Annotated in this window: 20 protein-coding genes; 5 read left to right on the top strand and 15 right to left on the bottom strand. The window is 58.0% G+C overall.

The genetic code is table 11. The annotated features are described in order from the left end of the window. Positions 1-90: 90 nt before the first annotated feature. The 10 genes from ACA079_RS02260 to glnE form a co-directional block, all read right to left on the bottom strand. Positions 91-969, bottom strand: a complete 879-nt coding sequence (locus ACA079_RS02260; protein WP_497702435.1) for a DUF3800 domain-containing protein — start codon at positions 967-969, stop codon at positions 91-93. Positions 970-1040: 71 nt separating this feature from the next. Next, positions 1041-1376: a YceK/YidQ family lipoprotein gene (locus ACA079_RS02255; protein ID WP_497704271.1), complete on the bottom strand. Its 336-nt coding sequence runs from the start codon at positions 1374-1376 to the stop codon at positions 1041-1043. Between the two features lie 223 nt (positions 1377-1599). Beyond that, on the bottom strand, positions 1600-3051 hold the full coding sequence (locus ACA079_RS02250) for a lipopolysaccharide kinase InaA family protein (RefSeq protein WP_497702434.1): 1452 nt from the start codon (positions 3049-3051) through the stop codon (positions 1600-1602). Beyond that, entirely contained in the window at positions 3051-3803 is a 753-nt protein-coding gene (locus tag ACA079_RS02245) for a lipopolysaccharide kinase InaA family protein (RefSeq protein ID WP_497702433.1), read from the bottom strand. Before ACA079_RS02245 ends, ACA079_RS02250 begins: the two co-directional genes overlap by 1 nt. Further along, complete coding sequence (locus ACA079_RS02240) at positions 3800-4534, bottom strand: lipopolysaccharide kinase InaA family protein (protein WP_497702432.1); 735 nt, start codon at positions 4532-4534, stop codon at positions 3800-3802. Before ACA079_RS02240 ends, ACA079_RS02245 begins: the two co-directional genes overlap by 4 nt. After that, a complete protein-coding gene (gene rfaP / locus ACA079_RS02235; protein WP_497702431.1) occupies positions 4534-5340 on the bottom strand; it encodes a lipopolysaccharide core heptose(I) kinase RfaP in 807 nt (268 codons plus the stop codon). Before rfaP ends, ACA079_RS02240 begins: the two co-directional genes overlap by 1 nt. Then, positions 5340-6461: a glycosyltransferase family 4 protein gene (locus ACA079_RS02230; RefSeq protein WP_497702430.1), complete on the bottom strand. Its 1122-nt coding sequence runs from the start codon at positions 6459-6461 to the stop codon at positions 5340-5342. The genes rfaP and ACA079_RS02230 overlap by 1 nt, the downstream gene beginning before the upstream one ends. Then, positions 6461-7522, bottom strand: coding sequence for a lipopolysaccharide heptosyltransferase I (gene waaC, locus ACA079_RS02225; RefSeq protein WP_497702429.1), 1062 nt, complete (start codon positions 7520-7522; stop codon positions 6461-6463). The genes ACA079_RS02230 and waaC overlap by 1 nt, the downstream gene beginning before the upstream one ends. A gap of 1 nt (position 7523) precedes the next feature. Beyond that, a complete protein-coding gene (gene waaF / locus ACA079_RS02220) occupies positions 7524-8558 on the bottom strand; it encodes a lipopolysaccharide heptosyltransferase II (RefSeq protein WP_497702428.1) in 1035 nt (344 codons plus the stop codon). 194 nt (positions 8559-8752) lie between these two features. Then, positions 8753-11692 (bottom strand): bifunctional [glutamate--ammonia ligase]-adenylyl-L-tyrosine phosphorylase/[glutamate--ammonia-ligase] adenylyltransferase, encoded by a 2940-nt coding sequence (glnE, locus tag ACA079_RS02215; RefSeq protein WP_497702427.1) that lies wholly within the window; start codon positions 11690-11692, stop codon positions 8753-8755. 383 nt (positions 11693-12075) lie between these two features. On the opposite strand from glnE, the gene aceE reads away from it, so the two are divergent. From aceE to msrA, 5 genes are all read left to right on the top strand, one after another. After that, on the top strand, positions 12076-14721 hold the full coding sequence (aceE, locus tag ACA079_RS02210) for a pyruvate dehydrogenase (acetyl-transferring), homodimeric type (RefSeq protein ID WP_497702426.1): 2646 nt from the start codon (positions 12076-12078) through the stop codon (positions 14719-14721). 11 nt (positions 14722-14732) lie between these two features. Further along, on the top strand, positions 14733-16703 hold the full coding sequence (gene aceF / locus ACA079_RS02205; RefSeq protein ID WP_497702425.1) for a dihydrolipoyllysine-residue acetyltransferase: 1971 nt from the start codon (positions 14733-14735) through the stop codon (positions 16701-16703). Positions 16704-16984: 281 nt separating this feature from the next. Next, positions 16985-18379: an alkaline phosphatase D family protein gene (locus ACA079_RS02200; protein WP_497702424.1), complete on the top strand. Its 1395-nt coding sequence runs from the start codon at positions 16985-16987 to the stop codon at positions 18377-18379. Positions 18380-18648: 269 nt separating this feature from the next. Continuing rightward, on the top strand, positions 18649-21342 hold the full coding sequence (locus ACA079_RS02195; protein ID WP_497702423.1) for a putative bifunctional diguanylate cyclase/phosphodiesterase: 2694 nt from the start codon (positions 18649-18651) through the stop codon (positions 21340-21342). A gap of 69 nt (positions 21343-21411) precedes the next feature. After that, positions 21412-22059 (top strand): peptide-methionine (S)-S-oxide reductase MsrA, encoded by a 648-nt coding sequence (gene msrA / locus ACA079_RS02190; RefSeq protein WP_497704270.1) that lies wholly within the window; start codon positions 21412-21414, stop codon positions 22057-22059. A gap of 126 nt (positions 22060-22185) precedes the next feature. On the opposite strand, the gene ACA079_RS02185 is transcribed toward msrA, so the two are convergent. The 5 genes from ACA079_RS02185 to ACA079_RS02165 all read right to left on the bottom strand — a co-directional run bounded on the left by ACA079_RS02185 (position 22186) and on the right by ACA079_RS02165 (position 25721). Further along, on the bottom strand, positions 22186-23022 hold the full coding sequence (locus tag ACA079_RS02185) for a 23S rRNA (adenine(2030)-N(6))-methyltransferase RlmJ (RefSeq protein ID WP_033055449.1): 837 nt from the start codon (positions 23020-23022) through the stop codon (positions 22186-22188). A 285-nt stretch (positions 23023-23307) separates the two neighbouring features. Next, positions 23308-23625, bottom strand: coding sequence for a hypothetical protein (locus ACA079_RS02180; RefSeq protein ID WP_497702422.1), 318 nt, complete (start codon positions 23623-23625; stop codon positions 23308-23310). A gap of 366 nt (positions 23626-23991) precedes the next feature. Continuing rightward, positions 23992-24630, bottom strand: a complete 639-nt coding sequence (locus tag ACA079_RS02175) for a hypothetical protein (protein WP_462003696.1) — start codon at positions 24628-24630, stop codon at positions 23992-23994. 92 nt (positions 24631-24722) lie between these two features. Further along, on the bottom strand, positions 24723-25232 hold the full coding sequence (locus tag ACA079_RS02170) for a hypothetical protein (protein ID WP_497702421.1): 510 nt from the start codon (positions 25230-25232) through the stop codon (positions 24723-24725). 111 nt (positions 25233-25343) lie between these two features. Further along, a complete protein-coding gene (locus ACA079_RS02165; protein ID WP_497702420.1) occupies positions 25344-25721 on the bottom strand; it encodes a UCP019853 family protein in 378 nt (125 codons plus the stop codon). Positions 25722-25736: the final 15 nt, after the last annotated feature.

Raw genomic sequence — 25736 nt, 5'->3', positions numbered from 1 at the left:
GCTGGCGCGTTGACAGATGAAGGACCTCGACTTAGACTCCTGCGCAAATGGACTGGGGGATCCCGGTCGGCGTTGTGGCCTCGGTGAGTTTCACCGGGGCTTTTCGCTTTCTGAGAGAGGGAAAATTTTTAACCCCCAATTCTCGAAACCCTCTCCCACATTGTTACGCCCACCACTGCAGTAGAACTTGCGCTTGAGCACGTCAAAGGCACGATTTTCTTGCCCCGCCCGCAAAACGCTCATACCAATGGGTCTTGCAACAAGATCCGCTAGCTGTAACCCCGTGGAATTCACTTGTTTGGTTGCAAAGACGATGTCGAACGGCAGTTGTATACCCAATCTGTTCGCGCCATCGCACATGCGACGAAACTCCAGCTCAAGCTCATTATCCTCCCGCTTCCCTCGACGCTCGAAAATCACATGAGTTAAAACGCTCTGTTGATTCTTTTCCTGCAAATACTCATAAAGCGTTTCAAGGCAGAATCCGAGCGCGACGTGATAGGGATTGTGGACAGGACCTTGCTTTTCGCGAAGAGCGGCTTTGTCGATAACGCAGCTGATCAGGACGAAATTGCTGGCCTCAATGATTCCCGTTAACTCATCGAGAAAGGAATGCTTGTGTTGCCTTGATGTGAAAAGACTAGAGAACGCTCCCTTTTCTTTTCGAATTTCCAATTCATGCAGACCGATCAGGTCATGACCCATATGATTAAATTTGAATTTCTGAAGGGCAGGAATAACCTTTTCGCAATAATGCCTTTTATGAAACACACAAAATGCCAGCACAAACATTGGGTAGTTTGGATCTAATGTTTGCATCCCATGATCGCCGCTCTCATCCACATAGATTATGAAATCGCTGTACCTCCCGGACGGAGGTAAAAGCTTTGCCGCCTCAACATTAGTTTCAGCTTCGCTTTCGTTTTCAAAAAGAAAAAACTGTTGATAGGGCAAAATCGGGGTCAACAAGAGCTATTCACCTTTTGTTCTTCGAGCCAAGTGCGTTAGGTGTAGCACTGACACGCAGGAATACAAAAGAGTTACCCGCGGCCTGCTCGCCAGTAAATACTGATATTGCCGTCGGTCGCTTGGCGGTAAACCGTATAGGGCAGGAGGACGGTGTCGAAAACACCCGAGAGGGTGAAATCCGCCAACACGAACGGCAAAAGAAAACCCGTGGGATCAGGCGCTGCGTTTAATACGCAAAAGTCGTAGGCCAGGCCACTGTAGATACGCGGTATGGATTGACAGTAGGTCTTTTGCTTTCTGAGGCTACGAGCCGCATCCTCGTCATCCTGCAGCACCGTAAAAGCGGTCCCGCAGCCTGATAAAACCAGTGCAAAAGTGCTCAGTAACACCGTCATTTTTATCGTCAAAATCTGCCCTCCGTGAACGTCAGGCAAACTAGCATCGCGGCTATTCAGGGCACAGTTCATGGGCTCTGTAGATCATGTAGGACGATTCATAAAAACCTGTCCCTTAATCTCGGGTGACTGTTCTGGCCCCATCGCGAGCAAGCTCGCTCCCACAGGGGATTTGTGTTGCAACGGAGAACCACTGTGGGAGCGAGCTTGCTCGCGATAGGACCGAAGGTCCGATTCAAGCAGCGCTGGAGATGTCTTTGGGCAGACGCTGATCAATAACCTGATACAGCGCACTGCTCTCAGGCCAGTTACGCATAAACCTTGCCCGATCCCGCGCATAGGCCGGGGCGAAGCTGCTGAGCGAGGCATGCTGACACATCGAATCCAGATCAATCAGCGCCCAGCGATCGTGCTGCCAGAACAGGTTATGCCCCTTGAAATCCCCGTGACTGATCCGCTCGCCAATCAGCTCGGAAAACAAATGATCCAGCGCCAGCAATTCGGCTTCCGGTGCCTCACCACTTTCAACGTAAGGCGCAAACCGCTCGATGATGTCCGGCCCCGGTAAATACTCGGTCACCAGATATGCCCGACTGCGCAACCAGAGAAAACGCTTCTCCAGCAACGCCAACGGCTTGGGCGTGGCAATGCCGAGAAACGCCAGGCGATTGCCTTCACGCCAGGAATGCCAGGCACGGCTCGGGCGCCAGAAGCGTTTGAGCCAGTGGGCAAAACCTTTGATGTTGTAGCGCTTGATCACCAGCGTACGACCAGCCACCTCGACCTTACCGACGCTCGCCGCGCCGCCGGTCTTGTACAGATGGCCCTGATCGAGCAGCGCATCGGCCTGCGCCAGCACCTGCAGCATCGCCGCCTCTTCCTCGCGACGAATCGCCCGTAAGCCGAACGCTCCGCGCTGGACACTGAACAGCGTGCATTCGCGGCCGACCTTGATCAGGAAGTCCTTCAGGCGCCAGCTGCGCACCTTGTTGATTTGCTTCTGCAACGCTTCCATCGGCAAGGCATGCTCGCCGTTGCTCAGCAGGTAATACACCAGCAATTCTTCGGTGTAGGGTTCCAGCGTCTTGGGCAACTGGGCAAAAAACACCCCGAGGTTTTCCAGGACTTTCTGCCGCGAGAGCGGCTGGCCAGGGGTTTCGGAGCAGACGCCGCCGCCATCGATCAAATACAACCGGCCGCGCTGGCGCAAGAGGTTGTCCAGGTGCAGGTCTTCCTGCCAGAGCCCCTTGCGATGCATTTGGCCGATAGCGCCCAACGCCTCGGCCAGCACAGCCCCTTGCATATCCGCCAGCACCGGCAAATGCTCGACCTGTTTCCAGGTTTCACCGAGGCTCTCGGCGCCCTCGATGAACTCGAACAGCAGCCAGCCGCCCTCGCCGTCCTTCAGGCCGTCGACCAACAGTTGCGGCGTGGTCAGGCCCTGGGCGGCGAGCAAATGCACACCGTTGCGTTCCCGCTGAAAATGCCGCGCCGCTTTGCTGCCGACCAACAACTTGGCCAGCACCGGCCGCCCGCGCCAGACACCCGCACCGACATAACGCTGCCCCGGCAACACCCGCAACAGACTCAGCAACTGCAGCTCGGCAGGGCCGGCGGCATCGGCCAGTGGAATGTTCAGCGGCAGGCTCGGGCTGCGGCCAGCGTTTTTCAGCTCGGACAAACGCATCAGCGCGTCTCCTTGTGAGTGCGCCGCGCGGTCAGTCGCGCCAGCCAGCTGTCGATCAGCGAACTGTCTTGCGATTGATCCAGATAGGCGGCCAGCAGCTCGCGCAACTGCGCTTCGCTCCACTCAGGCGCCCGACGCAGCAACGGCTCCAGGTCTTTGGCCCGATCACGCAGACCAAACAGCAACGGCCGGGTCTTTTCCAGGTCGATCAGCTGGGCCAGGTAACCGTCGCCGGTGGCCTGGAGAAAAATGTGCTTGGGGTAGAAGCAACCGTGAACCTGACGCGCGCCGTGCAGGCACCGGGCCAGTTGCCCACAGGCCTTCATAATGGCCGAATGCTGCGCCGAACTCAGGTCCGACCAGCGCTGCAACAGCGAATCCAGATCATCCCAACCATCCAGGGCACGGGTTAGCAGAATCGCCCGGACTTCGCCATCGACTTTGCGCTCACCGAAAAACGCCGCCTTCAGCGCTGGAATACCGAACTTTTCATAGCGACTGATATTGCGAAATTCACGGGCAAAACTCGGCTCGCCAAAGGGCGCATGCAAGGTGCGCATCTGGTAGTTGCTCTGGCGTTTGAGGTAGTAGCCATGACCTTCCAGATCCAGCCGAAACACGCTGCTCCAGCCACCGCGACCGGTGTTGGGCTCGTCCACAGCGTCGAGCTGCTTGGCCCAGAGTGCGTCGAAATTGTCGAGGCCGTGACGCTCAAGCAGTGCACGGTCTTCAGCCGCCAGGAAATCAGTCATTCGCGTCCCTCGAAAAATCTCACCACGTGCCGGATCCGTTTTTTGTCGGCGGCATTCAGCCGATCACACTGGCGGTATTGCAGGTAAAACCGCAGGCGCTGGGTAGCCGACAAGTGATACTTGGCGACCTTGTCCAGACAGGCCAGGTCCTTGGTGATCCGGTACTTGAGCCAGAAGCCGCGCCAGAAATCACCGTTCGGGCAGTCGATCAAAAATAGCCGGGGCTCATCGTCGATCAGCAGGTTGCGCCACTTCAAATCGTTATGGGTGAAGCGGTGGTCGTGCATGGTCCGGGTATAACCCGCCAGCTGCCGGCTGACGTTATCGACCCAGGCGCGGTCCGCCAGCTTTGGATCATGCCGCTCGGCCAGGGCCGACAAGTCTTCGGTATTGGGCAGTTCACGGGTAATCATCGCACCGCGATCGTACGCCGCACCACGACGTTCCAGGCCCCAGGCCACCACTTCGGCGGTAGGAATGCCCCACTTGGCGAAGCGCTTGAGATTCTGCCACTCGGCTTTCACCCGAGGCTTGCCCAGGTAACGGCGCAGACCTTTGCCCGCACCCACGTAGCGTTTGACGTAATAGTTGACGCCATTGCGCTCGACGCGAATGACCTCGGACAACAGGTCGCGCGTCAGGCGCTCACCCTGAAGCGCAAACACAGCCTCAAGACTGCCGAAATCTTCTGCCAGATCGCTGTACTCAGGCTCCAGTTTCCAACCCGCCATCAGAGCGCATCCCCGTATCGCTGTTTACGGTCGTAGAGTTTGTTGGCTTTGCCTTCCAGCCAGGCAAGCAGCGGCGCTTCTTCAGCCAGAATCTGGCGCAGCGGCTGCTGGAAGTAGCCTTTGAGGAAGCGCAGTTTGTCGCGCCGGGTCAGGCCAATGTCCAGCGCTGAAAAGTACAGCGCCGCCAGATCCTTGTTGCGCCAGCGCTGAGTGATCGCCGGACGGGTCTGGGCGCGGTGCAGGTCGATCACCGAGAGCCTGAAATCGTCGGCCGTCACCGGTTTGTCGGTGTGCAGCAGAAAGTGGCAGATGTAGCAGTCGCGATGGTTGACGCCGGCGCGGTGCATCATGCCGGTCATGCGCGCGACTTCGGCGATCAGGGCGCGCTTGAGTTTTGGCTCGGGCGGTTGCTTGACCCAGTCGATGCTGAAGTCTTCGAGGCTGACAGTGGGCGCCAGCTCTTCGGTGACGATGAACGAATGCTGGTCCGCCGGGTTGCTGCCCTTCTCACCATAAGCCACGGCAGTCATGGTCGGCACGCCGACTTCTTGCAGGCGCTGAATGGCCTTCCATTCCTGGCCGGCACCGAGCACCGGCAGTTTGGCAGTGAGCAGGTTCTTGAAGATCTCGCCCCAGCCAATGCCACGGTGGATCTTCACGAAAAAGCCATTGCCATCGACTTCGGTACGCAGGGTCCGGCGCGCTTCAAGTTCGCGGTATACCTCGCCCTGGAGACCCTCGACTTCGGCGAACGGGTCGCGTCCGGCCCAAAGGCTCTTGAACGGTTCAGCCAGCATCAACTTCATTAAGCGTGCTCCGCCAGAATCACATCGGCCGCGTGCTGCGGCATGCTGTAGAGGTCGGCCGTCTCGGCGAAGGCCAGACCATTGCGGCTCCAGGCCGCCCGTGCTTGAGCGTCGTTCAACATGCCGGTCAGGTACTGAGTCAGCTGCGCCTGATCGAAAGGTTCGTCCAGCACCAGACCGGCGTCGGCCTCGGCGATGTAATGGGCGTAACCACACACCGCACTCACCAGCACCGGCAACCCGGCCACCAGGGCTTCGAGCAACACAGTCCCGGTGTTTTCGTTGTACGCCGGGTGAATCAACAGATCGGCGCCGAGCAGAAAACGCGGGATGTCGCTGCGGCCCTTGAGGAACGTCACGTTATCGCCGAGCCCCAATGTGGCGCTCTGCATCTGGAATAATTTGGGGTCGTCCTGGCCAATTACAAACAGCCGGGTGCGTTTCTTCAGATCAGCGGGCAATGCGGCCAGCGCCTTGAGGCTGCGATCCACACCTTTGGTCTTGAACCCGGAGCCGATTTGCACCAGCAGCAGATCATCGTCTTTCAGGTTGAATTCGCGACGGAATTCGACACGGATCTCGGCGGCATTGGCCGGCGCGCGACGGTCCTGAGAGATACCTGGCGGCAGCAAATGGAAGCGCTCAAGCGGCGTGTCGTAGTGCTTGATGAACAGCGGCTGCTGAACTTCGGAAATCATCAGCACTTCGGTCTTCGCATCCTTGGCGAACACCGCGCGCTCGTACTCGGCGAAGTGCCGGTAGCGGCCCCAACGACGGTACAGCGAATTACGCAGGTTTTGCGCCTTGTCTTCGAAGCAGCCGTCGGCGGCGTAGTAGACGTCCAGCCCCGGCATTTTGTTGAAACCGATCAAACGGTCCACCGGACGCTTGGCCAGATCCGCTTCCATCCATTCGCTGAGTTTCTCGTTGCGTCGATGATTGAAGAACGCTTTGACCGGCGCCACCAACACTTCGAAGCCCGGCGGAATGTCGCCTTCCCAGATCAGCGTGTAGACCCGAATCTGATGACCGCGTTGCTGACATTCCAGGGCGATGCGCATGAAATCGCGCTGCAAGCCCCCGAATGGAAAGTACTTGTACAAGACGAATGCCAATTGCATCAGCGCAGCTCCTCAGCCAGTAACAACGTGCTCAGTCGGGTCGCGACACGCTCGGGATTCAGACGCGTGAAGCACAGGGGCCACTCGCGTTTAAGGTCAAACTGACGGGCATCTTCGGCCGTCGGTTGATACGTACACTTCTTTTGCATACACGGTGCGCAGGGGAAATCGCTGGCGATGTGAATCTGCGCTTTACCGTAGGCACCGGTCAGACCCGGGTTGGTCGGGCCGAACAGAGACAGAGTCGGTACGTCGAGCGCTGCGGCCAGATGACCGAGGCCCGTGTCCACCGCCACGCAGGCTTGCGCGCCGGCCAGCACTTTGCCGACACCCGCAAGATTCAGCTTGGGCAGCACTTCGACGTGCCTCATGTCTTTGGCGATGCGCTCGGCCCGGGCTTTCTCGATCGGATTACCCCACGGCAGTTTCACCGCGACACCGAGATAGCCGACGCGCTCGGCCAACTCGCGCCAGTAGGCTTCAGGCCAATGCTTGGTGTCCCACGTGGTGCCGTGCAGGAACACCACGTAAGGATTTTTGCGCGGCAATTCCACCAGTCGTTCGATGTTCAGGCCGTAATCGCCCAAGCCTTTTGGCAGGTCGTAACCCAGGGCCACAGCAAATAGCTGACGCACTCGCTCCACCGCGTGTTGCCCACGGGCCACGGCCAGACGCCGGGAATAGAAGCGTGCGGCAATCGGCTCACGGGCCGAGTTTTTATCCAGGCCGGCCACCGGGGCTTTGGCGTATCGGGTCAGCAACGCGCTTTTCAGCAGGCCCTGGGCATCGATCACCAAGTCATATTTGTTGGCGCGAACGCTTTGCTTGAAGCGCTTCCACTCGCCACTCTTGATGGTCTGCCAGATGTTTTTGCGCCAGCGACGGATCGCCACCGGAATCACCTTGCCCACGGCCGGGTGCCAGGTCGGGATTTCGGCGAAGCCTTCTTCCACCACCCAATCGAACTGGATGCCGGGGATCGCCCGTGCCGCGTCGGTCAGCGCCGGCAACGCGTGAATCACGTCGCCCAGCGAAGAGGTCTTGATCAGCAGTACCCGCAAACTATTTGACCTCGACCACAGTGCCTTGCAAACGCTGCAAGGCTTCGTTCACCGCTTGCGGCATTAGCTGACGCAGGCAGTTGTAATGACCGAAGCGGCATGTGCGATCGAAGCAGGGACTGCATTCGATGCCCAGGCGCACGATCTCGACGTGCTCGGCCAGCGGCGGCGTGAACCCCGGCGACGTCGAGCCGTAGACTGCCACCAACGGGCGATTCAGCGCGGCGGCGACGTGCATCAGGCCGGAGTCGTTGGACACCACCGCGTCGGCGCAGGACATCAGGTCGATGGCTTCGGCCAGGGAGGTGCCGCCGCTGAGGTTCACCGACTCTTCACGCAAACCGGGAATCAGCCGCGAACGGATGTCTTCGCCGACGGCGTGGTCGTTTTTCGAACCGAACAGCCAGACTTGCCAACCTTCGCGGATCTTCGCTTCGGCAACCTTGGCATAGTGCTCGGACGGCCAGCGCTTGGACTCGCCAAACTCGGCACCAGGGCACAGCACCAACACCGGGCGGTCGAGAGCCAGGCCGAACTTGGCTATTGCCGCTTCGCGAGTGACCGGGTCAATCTGCAGGCTCGGCCGTGGATAAGGTGTCGGCAGCTCGGCACCGGACTCGTAAGCCAGGGCCATGAAGCGCTCGATCATCAACGGGTAACGTTCTTTATCCAGCGTGCGCACGTCATTGAGCAGGCCGTAGCGGAATTCGCCACGCCAGCCGGTACGTTTCGGGATGCCGGCGAAGAACGGCACCAATGCCGACTTCAGGGAATTGGGCAGCAGGATCGCCTGGTCGTACTGGCCGGCCAGGGATTTGCCAATGCGCCGACGCGTCGCCAGCTCCAAAGCACCGTGACCGAGCGGAAAGCTCAAGGCCTGGCGTACTTCGGGCATGCGCTCAAGAATCGGCCGGCTCCACTCGGGGGCCAGCACGTCGATTTCGCATTGCGGGTGGCGTTGCTTGAGACACTGAAACAGTGTCTGCGCCATCACCATGTCACCGACCCAACTGGGCCCAACGATCAGAATTTTCATGTGGTTTCCATAAACGAGCCGGGGAGGCATACGCCTCCCCGCCTCGAGAATTCTACAAAACACTGCAGATCTACTGTGGGAGCGAGCTTGCTCGCGATGGCGGCGTGACAGTCAGCATAAATGTTGTATGTGACGGCCTCATCGCGAGCAAGCTCGCTCCCACATTGGGTATTCGGTGTTTCTAATATCCGGTTTCAGCTTAGCCCCAGCTCGCGCCAGATCCGCACTACCTGCCGCCGTTCGTCCACGAACTGGTCGCCCGGTATCACCCCGGCGTCCTTCTGCAAGGCCTGCCGGTGAGCGGCTGAACGATAGGCTTTATAGGCCTCGCGCAACAGGCTGGCGTCTTCGGCGGGCATCAGCCCTTCCTCCTCCAGCCCTTCCAGAATGCGGATATTGTCAGTCCAGCGCAGCAATGGCGGGTGCGATTCGGACCACGCCAGGGCCGCGTATTGCACCATAAATTCGATATCGACGATACCTCCGGCGTCCTGCTTGAGATCGAACGGCGCCGTGGCCTCGAAGGCATTTGCCCCGGTGCCCGCCGCGGTGCTCTTGCTGCCAAGGTTATCGCGCATTTTGGCGCGCATCTCGCTGACCTCTTGGCGCAATATCGCCAAGTCCCGCGACTTGCCCAATACCGCCGCGCGGACTTTCTCGAACGCCTGGCCGACGTCCGGACTGCCCACCAGCACCCGCGCCCGCACCAGCGCCTGATGTTCCCAGGTCCAGGCTTCATTTTCCTGATACCGGGCAAACGCACCGAGCGAACTCACCAGCAACCCCGACGCGCCGGACGGCCGCAGACGCATGTCCACTTCATACAGCTGACCGGAGTTGGTCTGGGCCGTGAGCAAGTGAATGATCCGTTGGCCCAGCCGGGTAAAGAATTGCGCGCCGTCGATAGGCTTCGGCCCGTCGGTTTCCGCCTGCGGGTCGCCGTCGTGGATGAACACCAGGTCCAGGTCCGAACCATGCCCCAGTTCCAGACCGCCGACTTTCCCGTAACCGACAATGATGAAGCCGGGATCGCACAAGGTGCCGTCGGTACGCAGCGGCGTACCGTATTTGGCCACGGTCTGACGCCAGGCCAGGGCCAGCACTTGTTCGAGAATCGCTTCGGCGAGCCAGGTCAGGTAATCACTGACCTTCATCAATGGCAGGCTGCCGGCGATTTCCGAAGCGGCGACCCGCAAGCGGTGCGCCAGTTTGAAATGTCGCAGGGCTTCCATTTGCTGTTCGAGGTCGTCTTCGGGAATCCGCGTCAAACGCTCGCGCAACTCGGCGGTCAGTTCCGGCGCCAGTGGCGGTTTGAACAACCGACCTTCATTGAGCAATTCGTCGAGCAGCAGCGGGAAGCGGGTGATCTGTTCGGCGATCCACGGGCTCGCGGCGCACAAGGTCAACAAACGTCGCAGCGCGCCGGGATTCTCGGTCAGCAACACCAGATAGGCGGAACGACGGGCCACGGCTTCCACCAGCGGCAAGACTCTTTCCAGCACCAGATCCGGATTGGCGTGTTCGACAGCCTGAGCCAGCAACCGCGGAATAAAGGCATCGAGGCGCTCACGCCCCAAGCGCTGCATCGCCCGCAACTGCGGGCTGCTACGCAAACCGGCCAACGCTTTCAGGGCCTTGGTGGCATCGGCGAAGCCGCCCTCTTCCAACTGGCGGCAAGCGGCCTCTTCGTCCTGAGCCTCTTCCCACAACGGCAACCATTCGCCGCCGACCACCACTTCGCTTTCGGTGCCTTCCTCTTCGTCGGGATCGGCGATCACCTGACCGAAGTGCCACGCCACGCGATCGCGCCAATACATCAGCCGCTCATGGAAAGCCGCCCAATCGTCAAAACCCAGCATAAAGGCAATGCGCGCCTGATCCTCAGCGCCGTCCGGCAGCATCTGGGTCTGGCGGTCGGCAATCGCCTGGATCGCGTGCTCGGTGTAACGCAGGAATTCGTAGCCTTCGCGCAGTTCGCTGATCACCGCCGGCGGCAGGTAACCCTGACCTTCCAGCGTGCTCAGTACTTTTAATAGAGGACGTTGCTGCAAGCTCAGGTCGCGGCCGCCGTGGATCAACTGGAATGCCTGGGCGATAAATTCGACTTCACGAATGCCACCGGAGCCGAGTTTGATGTTGTCGGCCATGCCCTTGCGCCGGACTTCCTGCTGAATCAGCTGCTTCATGGTGCGCAGCGCTTCGATCGCCGAGAAGTCGAGGTAACGCCGGTAAACGAACGGCCGCAGCATGTCTTGTAATTGCGCGCCAGCCACTTGATCGCCGGCCACCACCCGCGACTTGATCATCGCGTAGCGTTCCCAGTCGCGACCCTGATCCTGGTAATACTGCTCCAGCGCGTTGAAGCTCAACACCAATGCGCCGGCCGAACCGTAAGGCCGCAGACGCATGTCGACGCGGAATACAAAACCGTCGACGGTCATCGGGTCCAGGGCCTTGATCAGGCGCTGGCCGAGACGAATGAAAAATTCCTGGTTATCCAGCGAGCGTTTGACGCCGACGGTTTCGCCGCCCTCGGGGTAGGCGAAGATCAGGTCGATGTCCGACGACAGGTTGAGCTCCACCGCACCGAGCTTGCCCATGCCGAGAATGACCATTTGCTGCGGCTCGCCGCTGCGCCGGCCAGTCGGCACGCCAAACTGCTGACAATGCCGCGAGTACAACCACTGATAGGCCTGATCGATGCTGGCATCGGCCATGTCCGAGAGGTCGCGGCAGGTCTGGATCAGATCACACTGACGCGTCAGGTCGCGCCAGATGATCCGCACTTGATGACGGGTACGTTGACGACGCAGGGCGCGACCGAGCTCATCGTCGGTTTCCGCTGCACTCACCGCTGCCGCAATTTGTGCGCATAGTTCGCCGGGCGCAAAACTTCGGTCCAGCTCACCGGACTGCACCAGCTCCAGCAACATCAATGGGTCACGGACACTTTGTTCAATCACGAAGTCGCTGGCAGCGGTGACACGGGCGAATTGCGCCCAGCGATCAGGCGTCCAGCCAGACAGGCCATGGTCGTCATCCAGCCCGGCGACGGCCGTACGGAACGACTGCTCGGCGCGGGTGACAAACGGCAGGAGGATGCCAGGCAGTTCGGCAAGCGAAGGGAGGCTCATGGTCTATCCTTGATCGGCGTGTAGAGGGCTGCATGTAGTGATTCGCGAGAATGCACTACGTGATCGACTGTCGAACAAAGGTTAGAAATAGCTGAAATTTCTTTAATTTTGGCAGACAGCATCAAGCTTTCACCTTTTCTGGTTGGCAAAAGACCAACCTTAACGATTATTCTCACAACGCAGCTGGAGGCCACAAGCCGCTCATCTGTAGTTTTACTACTCGTATATACATTCGAAAGGCTGAAATGCCCGAAGATTTGTAGTAAAACTACACGCCGCCGGAACAACCTCTCGGCAATCCAAGAATTTATATCGTCTGCCCACAAGGCCAGTCGCAAACTCAGGCAACCGATTCTGGAAGCCTTTCCGCCCTGGAGCAAGCCATGCAAGACCTCGATCCCGTCGAAACCCAGGAATGGCTGGACGCCCTGGAATCGGTTCTCGACAAAGAAGGCGAAGACCGCGCTCACTATCTGATGACCCGTATGGGCGAACTCGCAACCCGTAGCGGTTCGCAATTGCCTTATGCCATCACCACGCCATACCGCAACACGATCCCCGTTACCCACGAAGCACGCATGCCTGGCGACCTGTTCATGGAACGCCGCATTCGCTCGTTGGTACGCTGGAACGCGATGGCCATGGTGATGCGTACGAACCTGAAAGATTCTGACCTGGGCGGTCACATCTCCAGCTTCGCCTCCAGCGCAACCCTGTACGACATCGGCTTCAACTATTTCTTCCAGGCCCCGACCGACGAACACGGCGGCGACCTGATCTACTTCCAGGGCCACACCTCGCCAGGCGTTTACGCCCGTGCGTTCATGGAAGGCCGCATCACCGAAGACCAGATGAACAACTTCCGCCAGGAAGTGGACGGTCAGGGCCTGTCGTCCTACCCGCACCCTTGGCTGATGCCTGATTTCTGGCAGTTCCCGACCGTATCCATGGGTCTGGGCCCGATCCAGGCGATCTACCAGGCGCGCTTCATGAAGTACCTGGAAGCCCGTGGCTTTATCCCTGAAGGCAAGCAAAAAGTCTGGTGCTTCCTGGGCGACGGCGAGTGCGACGAGCCGGAATCCCTGGGCGCGATCTCGCTGGCTGGCCGCGAGAAGCTCGACAACCTGATCTTCGTCATCAACTGCAACCTGCAGCGCCTTGATGGCCCGGTTCGCGGCAACGGCAAGATCATCCAGGAACTCGAAGGCGTGTTCCGCGGTGCTCAGTGGAACGTGACCAAAGTCATCTGGGGCCGTTTCTGGGACCCACTGTTGGCCAAAGACGTCGACGGTATCCTGCAACGCCGCATGGACGAAGTCATCGACGGCGAGTACCAGAACTACAAAGCCAAAGACGGCGCGTTCGTTCGTGAACACTTCTTCAACTCGCCAGAACTCAAGGCGATGGTTGAAGACTTGTCCGACGACGAGATCTGGAAACTCAACCGTGGCGGTCACGACCCGTACAAGGTCTACGCGGCGTACCACGAAGCGGTCAACCACAAAGAACAACCGACCGTCATCCTGGCCAAGACCATCAAAGGTTATGGCACCGGTGCCGGCGAAGCGAAGAACACTGCGCACAACACCAAAAAAGTTGATGTTGAAAGCCTGAAGCTGTTCCGCGATCGTTTCGACATTCCGGTCAAAGACGAAGAACTGGAAAACCTGCCGTTCTTCAAACCGGAACCAAACAGCGCTGAAGCCCGTTACCTGAGCGAGCGCCGCACTGCACTGGGCGGTTTCGTGCCACAGCGCCGTGCCAAAAGCTTCGACATCCCGACGCCACCGCTGGATACCCTCAAGGCAATCCTGGACGGCTCGGGCGACCGTGAAATCTCTACCACCATGGCCTTCGTGCGGATCCTCGCGCAGCTGGTCAAGGACAAGGAAATCGGTTCGCGCATCGTTCCGATCATCCCGGACGAAGCCCGTACCTTTGGTATGGAAGGCATGTTCCGTCAGTTGGGCATCTACTCGTCCGTCGGCCAGCTCTACGAGCCAGTCGATAAAGACCAGGTGATGTTCTACAAAGAAGACAAGAAGGGCCAGATCCTCGAAGAAGGCATCAACGAAGCGGGCGCCATGAGCTCCTTCATCGCTGCCGGTACTTCGTACTCCAGCCACAACCAGCCAATGCTGCCGTTCTACATCTTCTACTCGATGTTCGGCTTCCAGCGTATCGGCGACCTCGCCTGGGCCGCTGGCGACAGCCGTACCCGTGGCTTCCTGATCGGCGGCACCGCCGGCCGGACCACGCTGAACGGCGAAGGCCTGCAACACGAAGACGGTCACAGCCACATCCTGGCTGCCACCATCCCGAACTGCCGCACCTTTGATCCAACCTACGGCTACGAGCTGGCGGTGATCATCCAGGACGGCATGAAGAAGATGACCGAGCAGCAGCAGGACGTTTTCTACTACATCACCGTGATGAACGAGTCCTACCAGCAGCCAGCCATGCCGGCCGGTGTCGAGGAAGGCATCATCAAGGGCATGTACCTGCTCGAGGAAGACACCCGCGAAGCGGCGCACCACGTTCAGCTGATGGGCTCCGGCACCATCCTGCGCGAAGTTCGCGAAGCGGCGAAAATCCTGCGTGAACAGTTCAACGTCGGCGCTGACGTGTGGAGCGTTACCAGCTTCAACGAACTGCGTCGCGACGGCCTGGCCGTAGAGCGCAGCAACCGTCTGCACCCGGGCCAGAAGCCTAAACTGAGCTATGTCGAAGAGTGCCTGAACGGCCGTCAAGGTCCGGTCATTGCCTCTACCGACTACATGAAGCTGTTCGCTGAGCAAATTCGTCAGTGGGTCCCGTCCAAGGAATTCAAAGTCCTGGGCACCGACGGTTTCGGCCGCAGTGACAGCCGCAAGAAGCTGCGTCACTTCTTCGAAGTCGACCGTCATTTCGTGGTGTTGGCAGCCCTGGAAGCCTTGGCTGACCGTGGTGATATCGAACCTAAGGTGGTGTCTGAAGCCATCGCCAAGTTCGGGATCAACCCGGAAAAACGCAACCCACTGGACTGCTGAGGAGACACTCTGTGAGCGAACTCATTCGCGTACCTGACATCGGCAGCGGTGAAGGTGAAGTAATCGAACTATTTGTGAAAGTCGGCGACCGTGTGGAAGCCGACCAGAGCATCCTGACGCTTGAGTCGGACAAGGCGAGCATGGAAATCCCTGCTCCCAAGGCCGGCATCGTCAAAAGCATCAAAGTGAAACTGGGCGATCGCCTGAAAGAAGGCGACGAACTGCTGGAGCTGGAAGTCGAAGGTGCAGCAGCTGCGGCCCCTGCTCCTGCCGCTGCGCCGGCTGCAAAAGCTGAAGCGAAACCGGCCGCTGCACCTGCCGCCGCTGCTCCAGCGCCAGCTGCCGCGCCTGCTGCCGCTTCGGTTCAGCAAGTGCACGTGCCGGACATCGGTTCGTCGGGCAAGGCACAGATCATCGAGATCCAGGTCAAGGTCGGCGACACCGTCGAGGCTGATCAGTCGCTGATCACCCTGGAATCCGATAAGGCCAGCATGGAAATCCCTTCGCCCGCCGCTGGCGTGGTCAAGGCCATCAGCGTCAAGCTCAACGATGAAGTCGGTACTGGCGACCTGATTCTGGATCTGGAAGTGGCAGGTGCTGCGGCACCGGCTGCGGCCGCGCCAGCTCAGGCGGCGGCACCTGCTGCCGCTGCTCCAGCGCCAGCCGCTGCGGCCCCGGCTGCACCGGTTGCTGACAGTGTTCAGGACATTCATGTCCCGGACATCGGTTCGGCAGGCAAGGCCAAGATCATCGAAGTCCTGGTCAAGGCCGGCGACACCGTTGAAGCTGATCAGTCGCTGATCACCCTGGAATCCGACAAGGCGAGCATGGAAATTCCATCGCCTGCCGCTGGCGTGGTGGAAAGCGTTTCCATCAAGCTGGATGACGAAGTCGGTACCGGCGATCTGATCCTGAAGCTGAAAGTCAAAGGCGCTGCGCCTGCTGCTGCCCCGGCTCCGGCCGCTGCTGCTCCTAGCGCTCCGAGTGCTCCAGCTCCAGCCGCCGCTGCGCCTGCTGCTCCGGCACCGGCCGCACCTGCTGCTGCACCGGCCAAGCCGGGCGCCAAGGTTCACGCAGGTCCTGCGGTGCGCCAACTGGCTCGCGAGTTCGGCGTTGAGCTGAGCGCGGTCAGCCCAAGCGGCCCGCACGGTCGTGTGCTGAAAGAAGACGTGCAGGTTTACGTCAAAGCCATGATGCAGAAGGCCAAGGAAGCACCGGCCGCTGCTGCAGGCGCAACCGGCGGCGCGGGCATCCCGCCGATTCCGGTCGTGGACTTCAGCCGCTTCGGTGAAACCGAAGAAGTGCCGATGACCCGCCTGATGCAAATCGGCGCGTCGAGCCTGCACCGCAGCTGGTTGAACATTCCACACGTGACTCAGTTCGATTCGGCTGATATCACCGACCTGGAAGCGTTCCGTATCGCTCAGAAAGCCGTTGCAGAGAAGGCTGGCGTCAAGCTGACCATCCTGCCGCTGCTGCTCAAATCCTGCGCGCACCTGCTCAAGGAACTGCCGGACTTCAACAGTTCGCTGGCACCAAGTGGCAAGGCGATCATCCGCAAGAAGTACGTGAACATCGGCTTCGCCGTCGACACCCCTGAAGGCCTGCTGGTACCGGTCATCAAGAACGTCGACCAGAAGAGCCTGTTGCAATTGGCAGCCGAAGCCGCCGTGCTGGCCGCCAAAGCCCGCGACAAAAAGCTCACCGCTGACGACATGCAAGGCGCCTGCTTCACCATTTCCAGCCTCGGCCACATTGGCGGCACCGGCTTCACGCCGATCGTCAACGCGCCGGAAGTGGCGATCCTCGGTGTTTCCAAGGCAACCATTCAGCCAGTCTGGGACGGCAAAGCCTTCCAGCCGAAACTGATGCTGCCACTGTCGCTGTCCTACGATCACCGTGTGATCAACGGCGCCGCTGCTGCACGCTTCACCAAGCGTCTGAGCGACCTGCTGGCGGACATCCGCACCATCCTGCTGTAACACCGATCGGCCCTCCTTCACCGGAGGGCCCGTCGCGTTCCACGTTTTCCGAGCGCCACGCTCGTACCTCAACCCCGCCAGTTTGGCGGGGCTTTTTTTGCCTGGAAGAAAGTCACCCAACGCCCCTTTCCTACATTCGCGGCTTACGTCGCCCACAACTCCAGTCCACTTCTTCTCGATATTTTTTGCGAGCCAATAACTAAGCTTAGTTCAACTAGTTGCCACCACAACTCTTATCAACTTATTTTGCTTAGTTAGCATTACTTCGAATGGATTCGAACATGTTCAAACCGACTGTCGGCCCTATTATTGGCCACACCACAACTAATCATGCACGTATCTTCTTGCGCGGCAAACTTCAAAATAATGCACCTGTATTTGCGGGCGTTCGTTATCGCCGACCTGGCGAAGAACGCTGGTCCCAAGGTGTATTTGCAAAGCTGACGATTTTGCATGATATGTCCGATGTGATTGCACTCAATGACCTTGCCACCGATACCGAGTACGAATACCAGGCAGGCTGGTTCAGCCCCATGAGCCCGGTGCACACCGTGGAAACGGTTCAGGAACTGCCGCTGCAATGGCCGCGGGATATCTACCGGTTTCGCACGCAGTCCAGCAAAGTCACGATTCCACGGGCCTATATCGTCGGTTCATGCCGTTACCTGCGCATGACTGCTGGCATCCCGTCTGCGCCACATCTTGGGGACCGGATTTTCGCCTCGATCACGAATCTGGCGCAGCAGGCCGAACCGCCCATCAGCGCCATGCTGATGACCGGCGATCAAATCTATGTCGATGACCTGAACGTCGTTGCTCCCGACCGGGAATACAAGGAAATACTCAGTAAGTACCGTGCAGCTTTTTCCCAACCCAATATTGCAAAGTTAATGTCCGGCGTGCCGACTTACATGATCCTCGATGATCACGAAATTGAAGACAACTGGCCCGCCAACGAAAGTAAGGCCGACGCCTACTTATACAAAAATTCCATCGCGGCGTATGAGTTGTATCAAGCCAGTCATAGCCCGGCGCATGAACTTCTTGCCAGCGGGCAAGTAAATAGAAAACTGGAACAGTATTGGTATCAATTCGCCGAAGGCGATATCGAATGGTTTGTCACTGACAGTCGAACCCGACGCAACCTGTCGGTCAATGATCGACGCATCCTCGACGAAGAGCAGGAACAGGTCTTGTGCAAATGGTTGATTCACAGCCCGGCCAGGGTCAAATTCGTGGTCACCAGCGTGATGTTCTACCCCGACCGCAAAGCCCATGGCGACGACGCGTGGAAGGCCTTTCCCGAACAGCGTCTGCGGCTGCTGGAGACAATCCGAACACACCGCATCAAGAATGTCTTCTTCGTTTCCGGCGATGTCCACGGCTCTTTGACCAGTCGTCTGACCCACAGCGAGGACCCGGACTTCGAGGTGCACACCATCGTCTCCTCACCCTTGTGCAACAGCAAACTGCTGCCGTACGCCAAGGAATCCACTTTCATCCTCGATCAACCGTTGGCGCGAACAGCCGTCGGCGACTATCAGCATGAACTGACCAGCCAGGTGGTCAGCCAGGACAACTTTGCCCATCTGGTCGTTGATCAGGAGAAGGTTCAGGTCAACTATCACGACCGGGACGGCAACCTTTTGCAGTCGGTCGGCATAGCACTTCGGTGATCCCAAAAAGATCGCAGCCTTCGGCAGCTCCTACAGGGTGTACACCATCCCAACGTAGGAGCTGCCGAAGGCTGCGATCTTTTCGGCTAAAAATATTACTTTCGGCCCTGCGCTGGAGAAATCTTCGCGCTGGCCGACATATTCTTATAGCACTTGGCCTTCATGTCTCTTGTCAGTCAGTGTCGCAATGATGCAACCTTGCCGCAGGTAACAGTAAAGAGGGCGAGAGCCCGGCGCGATCAGCCTATTCGAAGCGAGTTTCCCTCCATATGAAGAGCCAACCCGATGCCGCCAGCCGTATGGTGGCCGAGGTAGTGACGCAGTTGCCTGTGCCCTCGCGGCTCGGCATGCTTCGTTTCGAACGGCTGAATGAAGCGAGTTGGGCGCTGCTGTTTCTCGATCCCAATTGCGAACGACAATTCGGCCTACCGGCTGTGGAACTCTGTGCTCTGGTCGGCTCACCCTACGCCAGCCTGATGGAGCCCGAAGCGCGCTATCAGCTGCATGACGCGGTTCAGCAGCAACTCACCGAAAGCCCGCATTACCTGATCCGCTACACCCTGCACACCGCCGCCGGCTCCTTGAACCTGCTGGAACTGGGCGAAGCCTACAAACAACACAATCGACACCTGCTGCGCGGCTACCTGCTGGTGGTCGACGGCCTGTTCGAGGGCGAGCAACTGCTGCCGGCCCTGGACCTCGAAACCCAGAACTCTCGCCTGCAAATCGCTCTGGAACTCAATCAGCGCGCCCAGCAGGAACAGCTCCTGCACCTGGACCGGGTGCGCGCCCAGCAAGACTTGATCCTGCTGCTGACCCGCCAGCGCTACAGCAGCAACAACTCCCTGAAAGAAGCCGCCGAACTGATCACTCGCAGTGCCTGTGACATTTACGAAATCGACTGCGCCAGCCTGTGGAACCTCGAAGGTTCACAGCTCGTACCGATTTCGGCCTATCACCGCGCCAGCCAGGAATACCTGCTACCAGAGCCGATCGACGTCAGCCTCTTCCCTGATTACCTGGACGCATTGCACACCGGCCGCGCCATCGACGCCCACAACGCCATGCGCGACCCGCGCACCCGGGAAATGGCCGAACACCTGCGCTCGCGCGATGTGAATGCGATGCTCGACGCCAGCATCCGCGTCGATGGCCAAGTGGTCGGCGTACTCTGCCTGGAGCAGACCGGTACGACCCGCGCCTGGCAATCGGACGAAATTGCTTTCGCCGGTGAGTTGGCGGATCAGTTTGCCCAAGTCATCAACAACCACAACCGCCGCACCGCCACCAGCGCCCTGCACCTGTTCCAGCGTGCGGTAGAGCAAAGCGCCAACGCCTTTTTGCTGGTCAATTGCGATGGCGTGGTGGAATACGTCAACCCGAGCTTCACGGCGATCACCCAGTACACCACCGAAGAAGTCCACGGCCAGCGGCTGTCGGAACTGCCGGCACTGGAAAATCTCAGCGAACTGTTATTCGACGCGCACTCGGCGCTGGCCAAGAGCAACAGCTGGCAGGGTGAGTTCAAAAGCCGCCGCAAAAACCTCGAACCCTACTGGGGCCAGCTGTCGATTTCCAAGGTCTACGGCGACAACCGCGAGCTGACGCATTACATCGGCATCTACGAAGACATCACCCAGACCAAGCTCGCTCAGCAGCGCATCGAACGACTGGCTTACACCGACAACCTGACCAACCTCGGCAACCGCCCGGCCTTCATCCGCAACCTCGATGAACGTTTCGCCCGAGACAGCGATACCCCAATCAGCTTGTTGCTGGTGGACATCGACAACTTCAAGCGGATCAACGACAGCCTCGGCCACCAGACCGGCGACAAACTGTTGATCAGCCTGGCCCGACGCCTGCGCAACAGCTTGAGCCCGAGTGGCAGCCTGGCGCGGTTTGCCAGTAACGAATTCGCCGTGCTGCTGGACGACACCGACCTGCGTGCGGGTCAACAGATTGCCAATCAATTACTGGCGACCCTCGACAAGCCAATGTTCGTCGACAACCAACTGATCAGCGTCACCGGCTCCGTGGGCCTGGCCTGCGCGCCACTGCACGGCCGCGACCCGCAAACCCTGATGCGCAACGCAGGCCTCGCGCTGCACAAGGCCAAGGCCAACGGTAAACATCAGGTCCAAGTGTTCACCGAAGCGCTGAACGCCGAAGCCAGTTACAAACTGTTCGTCGAAAACAACCTGCGCCGCGCCCTGACCCAGAACGAGCTGGACGTGTTCTACCAGCCCAAGCTCTGCCTGCGCAGCGGTCGCCTGCTCGGGATGGAAGCCTTGCTGCGCTGGAACCATCCGGAAAAAGGCATGATCCGCCCGGACCAGTTCATCAGCGTCGCCGAAGAAACCGGCTTGATCATACCCATCGGCAAATGGATCGCCCGCCAGGCCTGCCGCATGAGCAAAGACCTGACCGCCGCTGGCCTGGGTAATCTTCAGGTGGCAATCAACCTGTCGCCCAAGCAGTTCTCCGATCCGGATCTGGTGTCGTCCATCGCCAACATCCTCAAAGAAGAAGCGCTGCCGGCAAACCTGCTGGAACTCGAACTCACCGAAGGCCTGCTGCTGGAGGCCACCGAAGACACCCACTTGCAGCTCGATCAGCTCAAGCGTCTGGGCCTGACCCTGGCCATGGATGACTTCGGCACCGGTTACTCGTCGCTCAGTTACTTGAAAAAATTCCCGATCGACATCATTAAGATTGATCGAAGCTTCATCCACGAAATCCCCGACAACCAGGACGACATGGAAATCACCTCCGCGGTGATCGCCATGGCCCACAACCTGAAACTCAAGGTCGTGGCTGAAGGCATCGAAACCGCCGAGCAGTTGGCGTTCCTGCGCCGTCACCGCTGCGACGTCGGCCAGGGTTACCTGTTCGACCGTCCGATCCCCGGCGTAGAGCTGATCGAAAAGCTCAAGCGCTATCCGCGTGGCCCGATCGCCTGACAGCGGCGTAACACTCGGGCAAACTGCGTGTCTGACAATTTACATTCAACCTGACTGAGGGGACTGATGATGGTCTTGCGCTCGGAAATTCTGGTGAACAAAAACGTGCTCCCGACTAAAGAACAAGCTCTGCCTGGCCGTGAAACCCCAATGACCGTGCCGGAAAAACACTTCGTCCACGACGCCCCTCTGCTGGGCCCGTTCGCGATGGACGTGGATTTCGCGATCTTCGGCCTCGGCTGCTTCTGGGGCGCAGAGCGCAAGTTCTGGCAGCGCGAAGGCGTGGTCAGTACGGCGGTGGGTTACGCCGGCGGCTTTACGCCGAACCCGACATATGAAGAAGTCTGCTCGGGCCTGACCGGCCACAGTGAAGTGGTATTGGTGGTCTACGAGCCGGCAAAAGTCAGCTACGAAGAGCTGCTGAAGATGTTCTGGGAACTGCACAACCCGACTCAGGGCATGCGCCAGGGTAATGACCTCGGCACGCAGTACCGCTCGGTAATCTACGCCACCAACCCGACTCAGTTGGCAGCCGCCAAGCACAGCGAGCAAGTGTTCCAGGCCGAGTTGACCAAGGCTGGCAAAGGCACGATCACCACTGAAATCGACGAAGCCCCGACGTTCTTCTTTGCCGAGGCTTATCACCAGCAGTACCTGGCCAAAAACCCTGAAGGGTATTGCGGGATTGGCGGTACAGGCGTGACTTGCCCGATCTAAACCCCAAAAAGCAAAAGATCGCAGCCTCGTTTCACTCGACAGCTCCTACAGAGAAATGCATTCCCCCTGTAGGAGCTGTCGAGTGAAACGAGGCTGCGATCTTTTGATCTTGCTCGTCGATTGACCCTATTCGGCAATCAACCAATCCATCTGCCACCCACCCTGGGTCTGCCCAAGCTTCTTGGACAACCACGGCAGCAACTCACGCAACTCCTCTTCCAGACCCCACGGCGGATTCGCAATCGCCAGCCCCGAGCCATTCAGACTGTTCGGCGTATCCAGCGGATGCACCAGCAACTCCACCCGCAACAATTTCGGCGCGCCCGTACCCGCCAGGTCCTGATAAAAACGACGCAACATGCGCTGGTCCTTCACCGGGTACCAGATCGCTGCCACGGTCTGCCGCATCCGGCCAATCGCCTCTTTCAGCGACGCCGCACAGCGCTGCATCTCATCCAGCTGCTCGAACGGCGGATCAATCAACATCACCGCCCGCTTCTCCTGCACCGGCAACATCGCACGCGGCACGTGCCAGCCTTCGCCCAGATGCACCTTCACCCGACGGTCGCCCGCCATATTGTCTTTGAGCAACACACCGTCTTCCGGGTGCTTCTCATTGAGCATCACCCGATCCTGCGGCCGCGTCAGACGCCGCGCCAACTCCGGCGACCCCGGGTAATAGCGCAACTGGCCATCCGGGTTCATGTCGTGCAGCACCTTCATGTAATCAGCGGTCAACGCCGGCAGATCCGGCTGATCCCACAAACGCGCAATACCTTCCAGGTACTCACCGGTACGGCTCGCCTGATCACCCTGCAGGTCATACAGACCAATGCCGGCGTGAGTGTCGAGATAGGCAAACGGCTGCTCCTTGCGCGACATCAAAGCGATGATGCGGGTCAAAGTCAGGTGTTTGAACACATCGGCGTGATTGCCGGCATGGAAGGCGTGACGATAATTCATGGCTGCTCCTGCGAAGGGCGGGAAGTTTACCTTGTACGGCGGCGAACGTCAGGACCTCACAGCCGAGCGGGCAAGCTGCCACACAACCTGTAGCAGCTGGCGAAGCCTGCGTCCGGCTGCGCAGCAGTCGTAAACCCTGCTTGCACGGTGTGTCTGAAAAATCGCGAGTGCTGATTTTACGACTGCTGCGCAGCCGGACGCAGGCTTCGCCAGCTGCTACAACTCGTGCGACTCAGCCAAAGTTGTTTGACTGAATCGCATCAGGGAAAGCGTCCGGCGTTACTCCTAAGGCCGAGCCTTCAATCGTCGCCCTAACACATCCAGCACATCACACCCATCCCGCAATGGGATGGCACAGAGCAAAGCAAAATCACTAAGAATGAAGGACTGACACTCGATCGAACCGCGCATGGACAGGTTCTCCATCACTTGGGTGACGGCGCGAATTCGGTAGTTGGCAGCGTCATACAAGACATCCAGCGGCGCTTGGGCGTCGACGAACAGGGTGGGCATGTCGTCGCAATTGCTGGTGAGTGCCATGAAGCGGCTTTGGGGATGGGGGGTTGGTTTTTCGTAGGGTGGATCGGGGTGAATACTTTTCATTTTTGAAACCTCTGGTAGTAAATGGTCGCTACCATCGGCCTTCCTACAGGCTTGGGTGGCAGCTATGCGCGGGGTAGGAATATCGAGACCAGAGAACTCGACCACACCGAAGCGTGCCCGCACACGGCCGCCGCAACTGATCTTACGGACGCATGTTGATGGCCGCAATTCAGGTGTCGACGCCAAAGCGTCCTCTCTAGTCTTGAAGGGTTCCTACACCCTGCCACTGAATTTTCAGCGACCACCAGAGACTATCGATGGATAACATTTCACACCAGTTCATGGAAACCGATACGCGTTGAAGGAAACTTCCGATGACCTTGCCCAGAAATTTCGCGATTGTTGCGAGACTTCTAAACAGCTGAATCAGTCTGTGGTGCTAGCAATCAACGCGCTAATAGTTCGACGCTTGGGATTCCAGATCGTAAGACACCACACTCCCCACCACTCCAAGCCTGCATCAAAATAATTGCTCCATGACTCGACACGTTCAATGGTGTCGTCATAACCATGCAGACCTGTATTGAGCCGTTCGACCCAATTCACCACTGAGACATCATCTATTTCGCTTAACCCAAGGAGTTCGCACCATTTGAGAAAAACCGACTGTGCCTCTGTCTCCCCCCCTTTAAACCGAGCACGATACGGAGGATTTACAAAGCAGGCGTATAGCGCTAATCGCTCAAAAATATCGTCTTTATCAGTGGAAGTCAGATGCCGCACCTCATCCCGACTGAGTGGAGTAGCTATGGCATTTTCCAAATCCCAACTAATCAGCGGCTCCGGATAATCCTCATATTTTGGATCTTTGATGAGATTTTCGTGCCACTCCATCGCCTCTGTCATCAGCATCTCATGAAGCGCTATCAACGCCTGTCGATGCATGCTTTCACCAGCTTCAATCTCAGATTCCGGTGAAAGAACCACAAACTTGAACACGCATCCGGCGCTATCCATTCGCTCACGCAATGATGCAGTGCTTTCTTTTTCAACAACCTTCAACAAAATAACCAACCTCTAAAAAGCTGAATCCATCTAATCAAGTACAAAATCGGAACGAATTTCCGACGTTGAGCAATAGACCTAACTCGCACTGCTTAACTATCCGCATCAGTCTCAAACAAACTGAGATCTGTTTTTCTCCGACAGCTCCAATAAAACTCAAGCACGCAGCTAGTTTCATCATGCCTAAAATCCATAATTTGCTTGTATAGAGATTGAATAGCAGGATCGGCGATATTTTTCATACTATCGATCACCAAACATGTTTCGTAAACACGCACCGCCACTTCTTCAACTTCCGACATATAGTCTTCCAGAGACTTAATCCCAAGAAATCGAGAAAAATGAAACGGAAGGTCCCTGCCAGACCGAAACACATTGCATAGACTGAGAGCTAACAGATCAGCAAAGTATGATCGAGCTCTACAGTCCGGATTCGAAATCAACTCTAAAATCCCTGCATCTCCACACTCTCCTAAAATATTCATATCAACAGCATCAGGATCCTCCGCGTAATCATCGTCAAACAACTCCGCGTCTGTCTCTCTACAAGTCCAGCGCTTGAAATCATCAAACGACCATCTTCCCTCAATAACTTCAGGCACAATTCATGCTCCATCATTTTTCGACTGATATCACTTCAAACGGCCCAGCAGCACATTAAGTGAAAGGGAACAGATTTATTTATTCTATGTCCGTAAGCCCCGTAACTTCCGTCAGAAAGAAACGTCTATTCGATCTACCTTAACTTTTACGAATCGCCCGTTCAGATGAGGATAGTCGTAGTGAATGTCCTGATCCGAAAAATCCACAAAAGATCGAAACACACTCCCATCCAAATACCCATAAAGCGCGCATGAAAATCCGTCATCTTTCATTTCTATCAGTGTAGTGATTGGCTCCTCTGCCGCAGCAACTACATCAGTATCGGCAAGCACCAAATCGAATTCCACTTCATAGGTTTCTCCCACTTCAATTTTTGATGGGCAGTAGCTTGCGAAGCATTTAACTTCCAAGCCCTTAACGAGCAACAAGACCTCCTCTTCAACCACTGGACCTACTGCCAGCACTACGGCTTCATATCTCTTAGTCATTCGCTGGCCTCACTA

Source organism: Pseudomonas sp. LBUM1645, from assembly GCF_059716185.1.
This window is presented reverse-complemented; position numbering and strand designations above follow the sequence as displayed.